This window comes from Herbaspirillum lusitanum (assembly GCF_046025995.1).
GTDB lineage: Bacteria > Pseudomonadota > Gammaproteobacteria > Burkholderiales > Burkholderiaceae_D > Herbaspirillum > Herbaspirillum lusitanum_A.
The window spans coordinates 450,892-463,355 of sequence record NZ_JAQQFM010000004.1 but is presented as its reverse complement, the minus strand read 5'-3'; the positions used below and the strand labels follow the sequence as shown (position 1 = coordinate 463,355).

Genomic DNA, 12,464 nt, shown 5'->3' with positions numbered 1-12,464 from the left:
GCGCGGCGTTTGTTTTTCGGCAATTGTTGCAGCCGTCTTGCAAGCACTTATCCAGTTCATCCAATTCATCACGTTCATCAACAATAAGGAAATGACCATGACAATCAAAGTCGGCGACCGCCTGTCTGAAGGCAATCTGGCTGAATTCATCGAGACCGAAACCGAAGGTTGCGCGCTCGGCCCCAACACTTTCAAGGTCTCGGATCTGGTCAAGGGCAAGAAGATCGCGCTGTTCGCGCTGCCGGGCGCATTTACGCCTACCTGTTCGGCCAAGCATGTGCCGGGTTACATCGCGCACGCGGATCAGTTCAAGGCCAAGGGCGTCGATGAAATCTGGTGCCTGTCGGTGAACGATCCTTTCGTCATGGGCGCCTGGGGCCGCGAGCAAAAAGCCACCGGCATCGTGCGCATGCTGGGCGATGGCAGCGCCATTCTCACCAAGGCGCTGGGCATGGAATTCGACCTGACCGAAAAGGGCATGGGCATCCGCTCGCAGCGTTATTCGATGCTGATCGAAGACGGCGTGGTCAAGCAATTGAATCTGGAAGCGCCAGGCAAGTTCGAAGTCTCGAACGCTGAAACGCTGCTGGGTCAGTTGGGCTGAGATCGCGCTTCAGTTGCGTTGATGCGCTCCTGACGAGCTGGCTGCGGTTACCGAACCGCTGGTGAATTCTTCAGTGCATCATCAGCGCATCTGTCGCAAAAGAAACGGCATGTTCCTGTGGAACATGCCGTTTTTCATTGCCCGGGTTCAAGCGCAAGGCCTGCTTCATCCAGTGCATGGCGTGGCTCTTTACAGCCGCGTCCGATTTGCAACAAACTGGTTTGGCCACGGCGACGCCAGACCTTCTTGGCTATAATGGCGGGATGTTGAAACAGCGCACAATCAAGAATCTGGTCAAGACCATCGGCGTCGGCCTGCACTCCGGAACCAAGGTGGAACTCACTTTGCGGCCGGCCGCTGCGGACACCGGCATCATCTTCCGTCGTATCGATCTGGACCCGGTGGTCGAAATGCCGATGACCGCGACCGGCGTCGGCGACACGCGCATGGCCTCGACCCTGACCAAGGACGGCGCCAAGGTTTCCACGGTCGAGCATCTGTTATCGGCCTGCGCCGGCCTCGGCATCGACAATCTCTACATTGATCTGACCGCCGAAGAAATTCCCATCATGGATGGCTCGGCTTCCTCCTTCGTATTTCTGCTGCAGCAAGCGGGCTTGCTGGAACAGAGCGCCGCCAAGAAATTCATTCGCGTCAAGAAGCCGGTGGAAGTGCGCGAAGGCTCGGGCGACAAGGAAAAGTGGGCGCGTCTTGAGCCCTACAATGGTTTTCGCCTGAAGTTTTTCATCGAATTCAATCACCCCGCCGTGGACGGCACCGGCCAGATCGCGGAAGTCGATTTCGGCATCGATTCTTACGTCAAGGAAATTGCCCGCGCGCGCACCTTCGGTTTCATGCAGGATGTGGAAACCTTGCGCGGCATGGGGCTGGCGCGCGGCGGTTCGTTCGAGAATGCGATCGTGATGGATGAATACCGGATTCTGAACGCAGACGGTTTGCGCTACGACAATGAGTTCGTGCGTCACAAGATTCTGGATGCGATCGGCGATCTGTATCTGATCGGTCATCCGCTGCTGGCCAGCTACGACGCCCACAAGTCCGGCCACGGACTCAACAATCAATTGCTGCGCGCCTTGCTGGAACAGCCTGATGCCTATGAGATCGTCACTTTCGACACGCTGGAAACAGCGCCGCCGACTTACGTGATGCAGGCCGAGCAGGAGTGGGCGCTCAACTGATTCAGCTGATTTGAATCTCTGAATGTTTGGCGAGACGTGCAAGCGTCTCGCCATTTTTATTTTGCAATACTGTTTTTCAATATCACATGGCGCCCGCGGGAATATCGGGATGCGCGCAGGCGTAAAGGATTGCAAATAATCAATATTGCGCGCTTTGCCTGGCGGAAATAAAAATGTTTTTCTTTGCCTGTTCGGCTTATGGCTGCGACCGGCGACGGCGTACCATGGAATCGATCGCGAGCTTCAAAGCCTGATTGCGCGGGCTGTCTTCGAGCGATTCGCTGAGCTCCGCAAACGAAGAAACGGCGGTCTTGGGCAAATCCAGGCCGCGCCGGGGCGGCTCCGGCGGGGTGATCCGGGTAACTTGCACTTTGATTCGGATTGAATTAACCTGCCAGCCATCTTTCTGCAAGCGGTCTTGCAGCCTGGGGAGCTGTTGCTTGAGTCTGGCTGCCAGTGCTGCATTGGGCGTACTCAATACCATCTGGCCCGATTCGAACTGCAATATTTCGCAAGTATTGAACATCGCAGGCAGGCTTGCTGCACAGGCTCGTTGCAGCGCAGACATGCGCGCAAGGGCTGGCAACAATGCCGCCATCGATGTGTCGGTGCGTAAAAAATCCGCTGCGCCTTTCGTGTTTCTCGCCGCACGTTGAGTACTGTTCAACGGGGCGCGATAGGGCTTGAATGTAGATGCATGCTTCATCTGCAAAACCTTATCACATCCGCCAGGGCGGCAGCCGCAGTCTAGGGAGTAAAGATGCAAATTATCCTGCTGCACCCGCGCTTCACGCGCGCGCGTTCGGTGACGCTGACTTCAAGACACCTGCTGTTGATGTTGCTGTTGTTGGTGGCCGCCGTCGCCGCCAGTTCCGTGCTGATTTCCTACCTCGTGCTGCGCCACGCTTCCGACAGCGAAGCTTCGCCGGCGATGCACAAGCTGATGATGTCCATGACCCAGCAGGAAGACGATCGCAAGGAAAAATACCTGAAGGAAAATCTGGCCGTGATGGCGGTCAAGCTGGGCGAGATGCAGGCGCAGCTGATGCGTCTGGATGCGCTGGGCGAACGGGTGCAGGGGCTGGCCGGGATCCGTCCGGAAGAATTCAATTTCAAGGAGCTGCCGGGGCGCGGCGGCGCTGAAATTTCCAGCATAGGCGGCGCCGGCCGCGAAGTCGGTTTCAGCGAGCTGCAGAAGATGCTGGATGCCTTGTCCAACGATGTGGTGCATCGCTCCGATTACATGAATGCGGTAGAGTCGGCGCTGATGAGCGACAAGATCAAGTCGCGTCTGTTGCCGACCAATCAACCCGTCAACGTTGCCTACAATTCATCGAGCTTCGGCTGGCGTCTCGATCCGTTTTCCGGGCATAACGCCTTTCATGAAGGCCTGGATTTTCCGGCGCCGGTCGGCACCAGAATCGTGGCGGCGGCAGCCGGCGTGGTGATCGCTTCGGAATACCATTATCAGTTCGGCAACATGCTGGAAATCGATCACGGCAACAACATCATCACGCGTTATGCGCATGCCTCGCAGCTGTACGTGAAGGTCGGCGACATCGTCAAGCGCGGGCAGCATGTGGCCGATGTCGGTTCCACCGGCCGTTCGACCGGTTCACATCTGCACTTCGAAGTCCGCATCCGCGGCATCGCTCAGGATCCGCGCAAGTTCCTGGCGCTGGGCGCTACCGGCGGCAATCAGCCCAAGGCGCTGCCGGTTTTTGTTGCCGGAAAGTAAAGGGGCTGCCTTGTGCGAAGGCCGGACGCATGATGCGCGCGGCGGCACGAAGCCGGCCGGCGCCGGTCTTTACTTCCGTTGCGCCGCCTCCGGCTATTGAATCTTTGCACATGATCCTGATCTATGGCCCTAGCCGGCGGCGGGGAAGAATCGCGTCGTCCGTCATGTTTTCCGCATAACAATAATCCGGTTTGCACCCATAGCATTGAAGCCTGCGCGCTGCTTGCTCAACGCCGCGGGGCCTGCGTGCTAGAATCCAAGGTTTATCGAAACTCATTCATCATTGCCGATGGGACGTGTTTCAGCCTGATTCCGGCTCAATGCGGGGCGATTGCCGCGCCGGGGTCCTCTTTTTCGGCTCTTTTTTAGAATCCAAGCATGTCATTACTGACCAAGATTTTCGGTAGCCGTAACCAGCGGTTGCTCAAGCAATATCAAAAAATCGTTCGCGATATCAACGCGCTCGAAGCCGGCATCGAAAAGCTGAGCGACACCGAACTGCAAGCGAAGACGCCGGAATTCAAACAGAGAATCGCCAATGGCGAAAAGCTTGACGACCTGTTGCCGGAAGCCTTTGCGGTGTGCCGCGAAGCCAGCCGCCGCGTGATGAAGATGCGCCACTTCGACGTTCAGCTGATGGGCGGCATGGCGCTGCACTTCGGCAAGATCGCTGAAATGCGCACCGGTGAAGGCAAGACGCTGATGGCGACGCTGCCGGCCTATCTGAATGCCTTGTCCGGCAAGGGCGTGCACGTGGTGACGGTGAATGATTACCTGGCCCAGCGCGACGCCGACGACATGTCGCGTCTGTACAGCTGGCTCGGTCTTTCCACCGGTGTCAATCTGTCGCAGATGGAACACGACATGAAGCAGGAGGCCTATGCCTCCGACATCACCTACGGCACCAACAACGAATTCGGTTTCGACTACCTGCGCGACAACATGGTGTTCGACAGCGACGACCGCGTTCAGCGCGCGCTGAATTTCGCCATCGTCGATGAAGTCGATTCGATCCTGATCGATGAAGCGCGTACTCCGCTGATCATTTCCGGTCAGGCTGAAAATCACACCGATCTGTACCACAAGATCAATTCCGTGCCGCCGCTGCTGACCTTGCAGGTCGGCGAAGAAACGCCGGACGGCAAGGGCAAGGTCGAAGTGCCGGGCGACTACACCAAGGATGAGAAAAGTCATCAGGTGCTGCTGACCGAAGCCGGTCACGACAAGGCCGAAGAGATCCTGACCAGGATGGGCTTGCTGGCCGAAGGCGCATCGCTGTACGACGCCGCCAACATCACGCTGATCCACCATCTGTATGCCGCCCTGCGCGCGCATACCCTGTATTACAAGGATCAGCATTACGTGGTGCAGAACGGCGAAGTCACCATCGTCGACGAATTCACCGGCCGTCTGATGACCGGCCGCCGCTGGTCCGACGGTTTGCACCAGGCGGTGGAAGCCAAGGAAGGCGTGAAGATCCAGAACGAGAACCAGACCCTGGCCTCGATCACCTTCCAGAACTACTTCCGGATGTACGGCAAGCTGTCCGGCATGACCGGCACCGCCGACACCGAAGCCTACGAATTCCAGGAAATCTATCACCTGGAAACCGTGGTGATTCCGCCGAACCGCCCGAATGCGCGCAAGGACAGGCAGGATCAGGTCTACAAGACCGCGCAGGAAAAATACATGGCGATGCTGAAGGATATTCAGGATTGCTACGAGCGTGGTCAGCCGGTGCTGGTCGGCACTACCTCGATTGAAAATTCCGAACTGCTGTCCGGCATTCTGAATCAGGCCAAGCTGCCGCACAACGTGCTCAACGCCAAACAGCACGCACGCGAAGCGGAAATCGTGGCGCAGGCTGGTCGTCCCAAGATGATCACCATCGCCACCAACATGGCCGGTCGCGGTACCGACATCGTGCTGGGCGGCAATGTTGAAAAGCAGATCCAGATCATCGAAGCCGACGACGCCATCGCCGACGCCGACAAGCAATCGCGCGCCACGCAATTGCGCGGCGAATGGCAATCGCTGCACGACCACGTGGTGAACGCCGGCGGCCTGCACATCATCGGCACCGAGCGTCACGAATCGCGTCGCGTCGACAATCAGCTGCGCGGCCGTTCCGGCCGTCAGGGCGATCCGGGTTCCTCGCGCTTTTATCTGTCGCTGGACGACGCGCTGCTGCGCATCTTCGCCGGCGACCGCGTACGCGCCATCATGGATCGTCTGAAGATGCCGGAAGGCGAACCGATCGAAGCCGGTATCGTCTCGCGTTCGATCGAATCGGCGCAGCGCAAGGTGGAAGCGCGCAACTTCGACATCCGCAAGCAATTGCTGGAATACGACGACGTTGCCAACGACCAGCGCAAGGTGATCTATCAGCAGCGTAACGAGTTGCTGGAAGCCGCCGAAATGTCGGAGATGATCACTTCGCTGCGCGAAGGCGTGTTCACCGAACTGTTCCGCCAGTACGTGCCGGCGGAGTCGGTTGAAGAGCAATGGGACATTCCGTCGCTGGACGCCGCGCTGAAGAACGAATGGCAACTGGATCTCTCGCTGCAAGCCATGCTGGAAGCCGAGCCCGATCTGACCGACGAAGAGATTCTGGAACGCGTGCTGGCGGCTGCGGCCGCCACCTACGAAGCCAAGGTCGCCGTGGTCAGCCAGGAAGCCTTCAGCGGTTTCGAGCGCAGCGTCATGCTGCAGAGCATCGACAATCACTGGCGCGAACACCTGGCCGCGCTGGATCACCTGCGTCAGGGCATTCACCTGCGCGGCTATGCGCAGAAGAATCCGAAGCAGGAATACAAGCGCGAAGCCTTTGAGCTGTTCGGCCAGATGCTCGATCTGATCAAGAACGAAGTGGTCAAGATCGTCATGACCGTGCGCATCCAAAGTCGCGAAGAGATCGAAGCGGCCGAAGAAGGCATGGCAGCGCCGCAGCTGGAAAACGTGCATTACCAGCATGCTGACTTCGATGCCGAAGCCGCGCCGGAAGAACTGCTGGCGCCTACCGCCAGCAGCGAAAGCGGCGATGCCTCCGACGAGTATCCCAAGGTGGGGCGCAACGATCCTTGCCCATGCGGCAGCGGCAAGAAGTACAAGCAATGCCACGGCAAGCTGGCCTGATCGCAGATCGCCAGGCAAGCAGTGCCAAAGCTAGCAGCAAAAAGTTAGCAATACAGCAGCGCAGCGTCTTCAGTTGAGACGCCGCGCTCGCTGCAGCGGGCCGCAGCCTTGCGTCGAGTTTCGACGCGATGCTGCGGCCTTGCTCCTGTTTGGAATGAAGAAAAAGCGTGCGGGGACGACCTTGCATGTGGGAAGCGCGGCTTCCGATATCAACGGGGACGACCCCATCATTTTGAAGAGGACGCAATGGCCTGGATCATTCTCGTACTGGCTGGTCTGTTTGAAATCGCGTGGGCCGTCGGCCTGAAATATACCGAGGGCTTTACCCGCTTGTGGCCGAGTCTCGCCACCGCCGGCGCGATGGTGGTCAGCATCGTCCTGCTGGCGTTGGCGGTGAAGACCTTGCCGCTCAGCACGGCCTACGCCATCTGGACCGGCATCGGCGCGGTCGGCGCCGTCATTCTCGGCATCGTGCTGTTCAACGAATCGGCATCGACGGCGCGCCTGCTCTGTCTGCTGATGATTGTGGCCGGCATCATCGGCCTTAAACTGGTCTCCCCGGAGTAAATCCATGCGCCTCCCCGGCATTTTCCCTGCACCGGCGAATGCCGGCGGCGCTTCTCGTTTCCTTGCTTCCGTCTCAATCAGTTCTTCGGGCTTGCCGCGCCTGGCCGCATGGGCGCTGCTGCCCTTGTTGCCCTTGCTGCTGTCGGCCTGCGCCTCGGATTCGTCCTCGTCAGCACAGCCCGCGCGCGTTGCGGCATCCACCACGCGTGCCGTGCCGCCGGTCAGGATCAGCACTGCGCCGCCGACCCGGGCTGCCTTGCTGGCTGCCGCCAATGCCGAATGGCAGTTCTTCGGCGGCCAGCAGATTGACATGCGGCGCGAACCGTTCAGCGCGCCGCGTCTGGGTTTGCTGGAAGATGAAGGCGAAGCGGTCGGGAGAGTGGCGGAGTACTGGCATGCGGTCGGCCGCGACCTGACCGGCGCCGATTGCCAGCAGGCCTGGTCGGCGGCCTTCATTTCCTATCTGATGGTGAGCAGCAATGTTGCGCCCCAGGATTTCGCGCCCAGCGAAACGCATTTCAACTATCTCAGCTTCCTCAGGCAACGCCAGAATCTGCCTGCGCCGCAATTCGTCCTGCGTCCCGCCGCCAGCGAACCGATCGCGCCGGGCGACTTGCTGTGCGCGCCGCGCGGCAGCAACGACGCCGCTACGCTGGACGACATCCGACCCGGCCTGGCCGGACATTGCGACATGGTGTTCGAAGTCCACCCGCAACAAGGCTGGGCCGGCGTGATCGGCGGCAACGTCTTCAATTCGGTATCGGAGTCGTTGATTCCGATCGACGCGCAATCGCGTGCGATTCCGATTGCGCAGCGGCCGTGGCTGGCGGTGGTGAAGAATCTGCTGCCCTGAGTTTTGCCTGCGAGCGATGAGTTGAAGTTCTGTTGTCGGGCTGCCATCGCTCAGGATTCGATCCGGATTTGCGCGGGGCCGTGCGCCTTGTCATCTGGCCGTGATCGAAAGTGTTTAAAATAGACCCTTTGATTTTTGCTGAAAGCACGCCATGGCCGTCAATTCCCCGCTCCCCGTTTCTTCTGACCTGAAAGCCGTCGCCGGCATCGAACTCGGCCATGCCGAGGCGGGTGTGCGCAAGGCCAATCGCAAGGATTTGCTGGTGCTGAAGCTGGCGCCGACGGCCACCGTGGCCGGCGTGTTTACGCTCAACCGTTTTTGCGCGGCACCGGTGCAGGTGTGCAAGGCGCATCTGGCGCAGGTCAGCGCTGACGCGCCGATCCGCGCGCTGGTGATCAACACCGGCAACGCCAACGCCGGCACCGGCGAAGAAGGTCTGGCGCGCGCCAATGCGACCTGTGAGGCGCTGGCCGGATTGCTGGGCGTGAGCGCCGCGCAGATTCTGCCATTTTCCACCGGTGTGATTCTGGAGCCGCTACCGGTCGATCGCATCACCGCCGGCCTGCCGCAAGCCATCGCCAATCTGCAGAGCGACAACTGGTTCAACGCCGCCGAATCCATCATGACCACCGACACCCAGCCCAAGGCCGCCTCGCGCACGCTGAGCATCGGCGGCAAGCAGGTGGTGATGACCGGCATCAGCAAGGGCGCCGGCATGATCAAGCCGAACATGGCGACCATGCTGGGCTTCCTGGCGTTCGATGCTAAGGTTCCGCAGGCGCTGTTGAACCAGCTGGTCAAGGATGCCGCTGATCACTCCTTCAACTGCATCACCATCGACGGCGACACCTCGACCAATGACTCCTTCATGCTGATCGCCACCGGCGCCGGCGAGCTGGAAATCACCAGTGACGACAGCGCCGAATACAAGCAGCTGGCAGCCGCGGTGACCGAGCTGTCGCAGAATCTGGCGCATCAGATCATTCGCGACGGCGAAGGCGCGACCAAGTTCATCGCGGTGACCGTGGAAGAGGGCAAGAGCATCGAGGAGTGCCGCAAGATCGCGTATTCGATCGGCCATTCGCCGCTGGTGAAGACGGCGTTCTTTGCTTCCGATCCGAATCTGGGCCGCATTCTGGCCGCCATCGGCTACGCCGGCGTCGACGATCTGGATGTGTCGAAGATCAATCTGTATCTGGATGATGTGTGGGTGGCCAAGGATGGCGGCCGTAATCCGGACTACCGCGAAGAAGACGGCCAGCGCGTGATGAAGCAAAGCGAAATCACCGTGCGCGTGAAGCTGGCGCGCGGCGCGGCGGCTTCGACCATCTGGACCTGCGATCTGTCGCACGACTACGTGTCGATCAACGCCGATTACCGTTCGTGAACGGCGGCCGGGCGCTATCGGAGCGATCTGCGGCGTTGCAAAGCCTCGCCAGACTCCAGTCTGGCTGCGTATTGCGTCTTGCGTCTTGCGCCTTGCATCTCATCTCCGATAGCATCCGGCCGACGTCCGCGAGGCGAGCAATTTAAAGAGCAACAAGCAGGGTTCTTTGCTGTGCTGTAAGACATGACAGCGTTGCGCCGACCGGTCGCGAACGTGGTCCCGTGGTGGTGGTGGCAACATGAATGCTTGGCGCCCTCGGAAATTTTTTCATCCAGCTTCCAGCCGCATTGCGCCACAATGGCGCCAACCACCATTCCCAAGCAGATCATCATGACTCAGTTAGATCAATTTTTGCAACGCGCCGAGGCCTTGCTGGCCCGCGTCGAATCCATTCTTCCACCTGCCACTAAAACTCCGGACTGGGACGGCGGCATCGCCTTCCGCTGGCGCGGCGCCCAGGGCCAGCGTCCGGGTTATCTGCAATCGGTGGGCCATATCTCGCACATCGGCCTGTCGGACCTGCATAACATTGGCCCGCAGAAAGAGCAGATTGATCAGAACACCCGGCAATTCGTGGAAGGCCGTCCGGCCAACAACGTGCTGCTGACCGGCGCGCGCGGCACCGGCAAGTCCTCGCTGATCAAGGCTTGCCTGAATCAATACGCGGCGCAGGGCCTGCGCCTGATCGAAGTCGACAAGGACGACCTGCACGATCTGCAAGACATCGTCGAGCTGGTATCGGCGCGCAAGGAGCGCTTCATCGTGTTCTGCGACGATCTGTCTTTCGAGGAGGGTGAGGGCGGCTACAAGGCGCTGAAGGTGGCGCTGGACGGCAGCATCGCCGCGCAATCGGACAATGTGCTGATCTACGCCACCTCCAACCGCCGCCATCTGATGCCGGAACGCATGTCCGACAACAGCACCTACACCCACAACGATGACGGCGATCTGCATCCCGGCGAAACGGTGGAAGAAAAGATCTCGCTGTCCGAGCGCTTCGGTCTGTGGGTCACCTTCTATCCGTTCAAGCAGGACGACTTCCTCGACATCGTCGCTCACTGGCTGCGCCATTTCGGCTGCAACGATGCGCAGATTGCAGAAGCACGCGCCGATGCCCTGCGCTGGGCGCTGCAACGCAGTTCGCGTTCGGGGCGGGTGGCTTGGCAATTTGCCAAGGATTACGCAGGAAAGGCGCGCGGCTGATGGCTGATGAAGTCCTGGCTGCGCCTATCGATGTGGCGGTCGGCATTCTGATGAAGCCCAACGGCGACGTGTTGCTGGGGCAGCGCCCCGAAGGCAAGCCTTATGCCGGCTACTGGGAGTTCCCGGGCGGCAAGGTCGAGGCCGGCGAAGCCATCTTTGATGCGCTCAAGCGCGAGTTCATGGAAGAGCTGGGCATCGAGATTCTGAGTGCCGAAGCCTGGTGCGGCGTGCAGCATGTGTATCCGCATGCGCATGTACGCCTGCATTTCTACATCAGCCGCGCGTGGAGCGGCGAGCCGCAAAGTCTGGAAGGGCAGGCTTTCGCCTGGCAAGGCAGTGTCGGCGTCGAGCCGCTGCTGCCCGCGACGATTCCGCTGATTGAATGGCTGGACAGGTTGCGCTACGAGGCCTGAAGCCCCAAGGCAGAGGGCCGGGTTAAAGCGTCCTGCAGAGTATGGCAGGCAAGGCCGCCGGCAGTATCGGCGGCTTTTGCATTTCTGCGCCGGATTGCGTTCAATGCGGGCGGGCGCGACGATTCCCGCGCGCGTGCCAGGCCTGCGCGTCGCTCGCGATCCGGCGGTTGATCGTGGATCGGTCAAATGGAGTTGTTGCAGAGGAAGTTGATGCAGGGCAGGCCTGCATCGCGTGCGCCGGCTTACTGCAGCGGCGTGTTGTCGTCCGATTCCTGCGGCAGATTGACTGCCGGAATGGCGTATTTCTCTTCCGCCCAGGCGCCCAGATCGATCTGTTTGCAGCGCTCCGAGCAGAACGGTCGGAATTTGTTTTTTTCAGCCCACTCGACTTTGGTGCCGCAGGTCGGGCAATCGACAAAAGTTGCCATGGTTTACCTCAGAATCCACACAAAGCCAGTTCGAACGGCACTTCACCTTCGAAAGCCTTGGGCTTCATGTCACCATCCTGTGAGGTAAAACGCACCCACAGCATGTATTTGTTAGCAGAAATCTCGGGAATCGCACCCAAATCGATGTCCAGCGACAGTCTCAGCATCTGATACACCTTGCCTTGCAGCATTTGCTGATAACTGCCGCCTTCAGCGTTGATCTTGACCGCATGTCCGGATTCACGCAGCAGACGCATCACGATGGCGATGGCGTCGCACAGCGGGATCAGCGGTGCAAACCAGTTGGAAATATCATTGAAACGGCGCTCGAAGCCATGCTGTTGCCAGGCATGGTAAGACGGCAAGTCGAATTCGCAGGCGCCGCCCGGGATAATGGTGCGGCCGCGAATGCTCATCAGCCATTCATTGTCGCGGATGTTCTGGCCGGTCTTGCCTTGCGAGGCCGCCAGGGCGGCACTGGCCGCATCGACCTCCGCCAGGATCGCGTTGAGCATGTCCGGCTCGACATTGGGATTGGACTGATAGGCCAGCAGGATCTGCTTTTGGCGTTCCAGTTCTTGCAGCAGATCGGATTTGAGGTCGGCACGTCCCGCCACTTCCAGCATTTCAAAAATGGTCGAGAGCGCAACGTGATGTTGCAGCGGACTTTCCTGATGCAGGAAGAAGACAAACTTCTCGTACAGGTCTTCCAGTCGCAACAGCGTGCGAATACGCTCGTTGAAAGGGTATTCGTAAACGATCAAAGCTGCTTCCCTTTATTGGTTGAACCGGAGTCGACAAGGCGCCGAGAAATTCGATGAATCCGCAAATCGAACGACGCCGAGAGAGCGAGTTACATTTTTACGTGATTCTGAACGATGCGAAGGAAAATTACAAATGCCGTCGGCACTGAATTCGCAGTGATTTCGCCTTATTC

13 protein-coding genes are annotated in these 12,464 nt (G+C 59.5%); 9 read left to right on the top strand and 4 right to left on the bottom strand.

Annotated features, from left to right (window positions below):
• Nucleotides 1–97 precede the first annotated feature (97 nt).
• Nucleotides 98–604 (top strand): peroxiredoxin, encoded by a 507-nt coding sequence (locus PQR62_RS10720; protein WP_408157662.1) that lies wholly within the window; start codon nt 98–100, stop codon nt 602–604.
• A gap of 70 nt (nt 605–674) precedes the next feature.
• Here the strand turns inward: PQR62_RS10720 and PQR62_RS10715 are convergent, their stop codons facing one another.
• Entirely contained in the window at nt 675–833 is a 159-nt protein-coding gene (locus PQR62_RS10715; protein WP_408157660.1) for a hypothetical protein, read from the bottom strand.
• A gap of 34 nt (nt 834–867) precedes the next feature.
• On the opposite strand from PQR62_RS10715, the gene lpxC reads away from it, so the two are divergent.
• The gene (gene lpxC / locus PQR62_RS10710; RefSeq protein WP_408157658.1) at nt 868–1,803 is read left to right on the top strand and encodes a UDP-3-O-acyl-N-acetylglucosamine deacetylase; all 936 of its coding nucleotides are present in this window, start codon (nt 868–870) and stop codon (nt 1,801–1,803) included.
• A 196-nt stretch (nt 1,804–1,999) separates the two neighbouring features.
• Here the strand turns inward: lpxC and PQR62_RS10705 are convergent, their stop codons facing one another.
• The gene (locus tag PQR62_RS10705) at nt 2,000–2,509 is read right to left on the bottom strand and encodes a DciA family protein (RefSeq protein WP_408157656.1); all 510 of its coding nucleotides are present in this window, start codon (nt 2,507–2,509) and stop codon (nt 2,000–2,002) included.
• A gap of 54 nt (nt 2,510–2,563) precedes the next feature.
• On the opposite strand from PQR62_RS10705, the gene PQR62_RS10700 reads away from it, so the two are divergent.
• The 7 genes from PQR62_RS10700 to PQR62_RS10670 all read left to right on the top strand — a co-directional run bounded on the left by PQR62_RS10700 (nt 2,564) and on the right by PQR62_RS10670 (nt 11,099).
• Complete coding sequence (locus tag PQR62_RS10700; RefSeq protein WP_408157654.1) at nt 2,564–3,541, top strand: peptidoglycan DD-metalloendopeptidase family protein; 978 nt, start codon at nt 2,564–2,566, stop codon at nt 3,539–3,541.
• A 378-nt stretch (nt 3,542–3,919) separates the two neighbouring features.
• Complete coding sequence (gene secA, locus PQR62_RS10695) at nt 3,920–6,676, top strand: preprotein translocase subunit SecA (RefSeq protein WP_408157652.1); 2,757 nt, start codon at nt 3,920–3,922, stop codon at nt 6,674–6,676.
• A gap of 246 nt (nt 6,677–6,922) precedes the next feature.
• Nucleotides 6,923–7,243, top strand: coding sequence for a quaternary ammonium compound efflux SMR transporter SugE (sugE, locus tag PQR62_RS10690; RefSeq protein WP_408157650.1), 321 nt, complete (start codon nt 6,923–6,925; stop codon nt 7,241–7,243).
• 4 nt (nt 7,244–7,247) lie between these two features.
• On the top strand, nt 7,248–8,096 hold the full coding sequence (locus PQR62_RS10685; RefSeq protein WP_408157648.1) for a DUF2272 domain-containing protein: 849 nt from the start codon (nt 7,248–7,250) through the stop codon (nt 8,094–8,096).
• Nucleotides 8,097–8,247: 151 nt separating this feature from the next.
• Nucleotides 8,248–9,483 carry a bifunctional glutamate N-acetyltransferase/amino-acid acetyltransferase ArgJ gene (argJ, locus tag PQR62_RS10680; RefSeq protein ID WP_408157646.1) on the top strand — a complete coding sequence of 412 codons (1,236 nt, stop codon included), beginning with the start codon at nt 8,248–8,250 and terminating at the stop codon, nt 9,481–9,483.
• Between the two features lie 330 nt (nt 9,484–9,813).
• Entirely contained in the window at nt 9,814–10,686 is an 873-nt protein-coding gene (locus tag PQR62_RS10675; protein ID WP_408157644.1) for an ATP-binding protein, read from the top strand.
• Nucleotides 10,686–11,099 (top strand): NUDIX domain-containing protein, encoded by a 414-nt coding sequence (locus tag PQR62_RS10670; protein WP_408157642.1) that lies wholly within the window; start codon nt 10,686–10,688, stop codon nt 11,097–11,099. The genes PQR62_RS10675 and PQR62_RS10670 overlap by 1 nt, the downstream gene beginning before the upstream one ends.
• A 242-nt stretch (nt 11,100–11,341) precedes the next feature.
• On the opposite strand, the gene yacG is transcribed toward PQR62_RS10670, so the two are convergent.
• Nucleotides 11,342–11,527, bottom strand: coding sequence for a DNA gyrase inhibitor YacG (gene yacG, locus PQR62_RS10665; protein ID WP_408157640.1), 186 nt, complete (start codon nt 11,525–11,527; stop codon nt 11,342–11,344).
• Nucleotides 11,528–11,535: 8 nt separating this feature from the next.
• Nucleotides 11,536–12,291 (bottom strand): cell division protein ZapD, encoded by a 756-nt coding sequence (gene zapD, locus PQR62_RS10660; protein WP_408157638.1) that lies wholly within the window; start codon nt 12,289–12,291, stop codon nt 11,536–11,538.
• Between the last annotated feature and the right edge of the window lie 173 nt (nt 12,292–12,464).

What these genes read in the sequence shown, in the direction of transcription:
- PQR62_RS10720 (WP_408157662.1), top strand. Translation starts at nt 98, where the DNA reads ATGACAATCAAAGTCGGCGACCGCCTGTCTGAAGGCAATCTGGCTGAA.
- lpxC (WP_408157658.1), top strand. Translation starts at nt 868, where the DNA reads ATGTTGAAACAGCGCACAATCAAGAATCTGGTCAAGACCATCGGCGTC.
- PQR62_RS10705 (WP_408157656.1), bottom strand. Translation starts at nt 2,509, where the DNA reads ATGAAGCATGCATCTACATTCAAGCCCTATCGCGCCCCGTTGAACAGT.
- PQR62_RS10700 (WP_408157654.1), top strand. Translation starts at nt 2,564, where the DNA reads ATGCAAATTATCCTGCTGCACCCGCGCTTCACGCGCGCGCGTTCGGTG.
- secA (WP_408157652.1), top strand. Translation starts at nt 3,920, where the DNA reads ATGTCATTACTGACCAAGATTTTCGGTAGCCGTAACCAGCGGTTGCTC.
- sugE (WP_408157650.1), top strand. Translation starts at nt 6,923, where the DNA reads ATGGCCTGGATCATTCTCGTACTGGCTGGTCTGTTTGAAATCGCGTGG.
- PQR62_RS10685 (WP_408157648.1), top strand. Translation starts at nt 7,248, where the DNA reads ATGCGCCTCCCCGGCATTTTCCCTGCACCGGCGAATGCCGGCGGCGCT.
- argJ (WP_408157646.1), top strand. Translation starts at nt 8,248, where the DNA reads ATGGCCGTCAATTCCCCGCTCCCCGTTTCTTCTGACCTGAAAGCCGTC.
- PQR62_RS10675 (WP_408157644.1), top strand. Translation starts at nt 9,814, where the DNA reads ATGACTCAGTTAGATCAATTTTTGCAACGCGCCGAGGCCTTGCTGGCC.
- PQR62_RS10670 (WP_408157642.1), top strand. Translation starts at nt 10,686, where the DNA reads ATGGCTGATGAAGTCCTGGCTGCGCCTATCGATGTGGCGGTCGGCATT.
- yacG (WP_408157640.1), bottom strand. Translation starts at nt 11,527, where the DNA reads ATGGCAACTTTTGTCGATTGCCCGACCTGCGGCACCAAAGTCGAGTGG.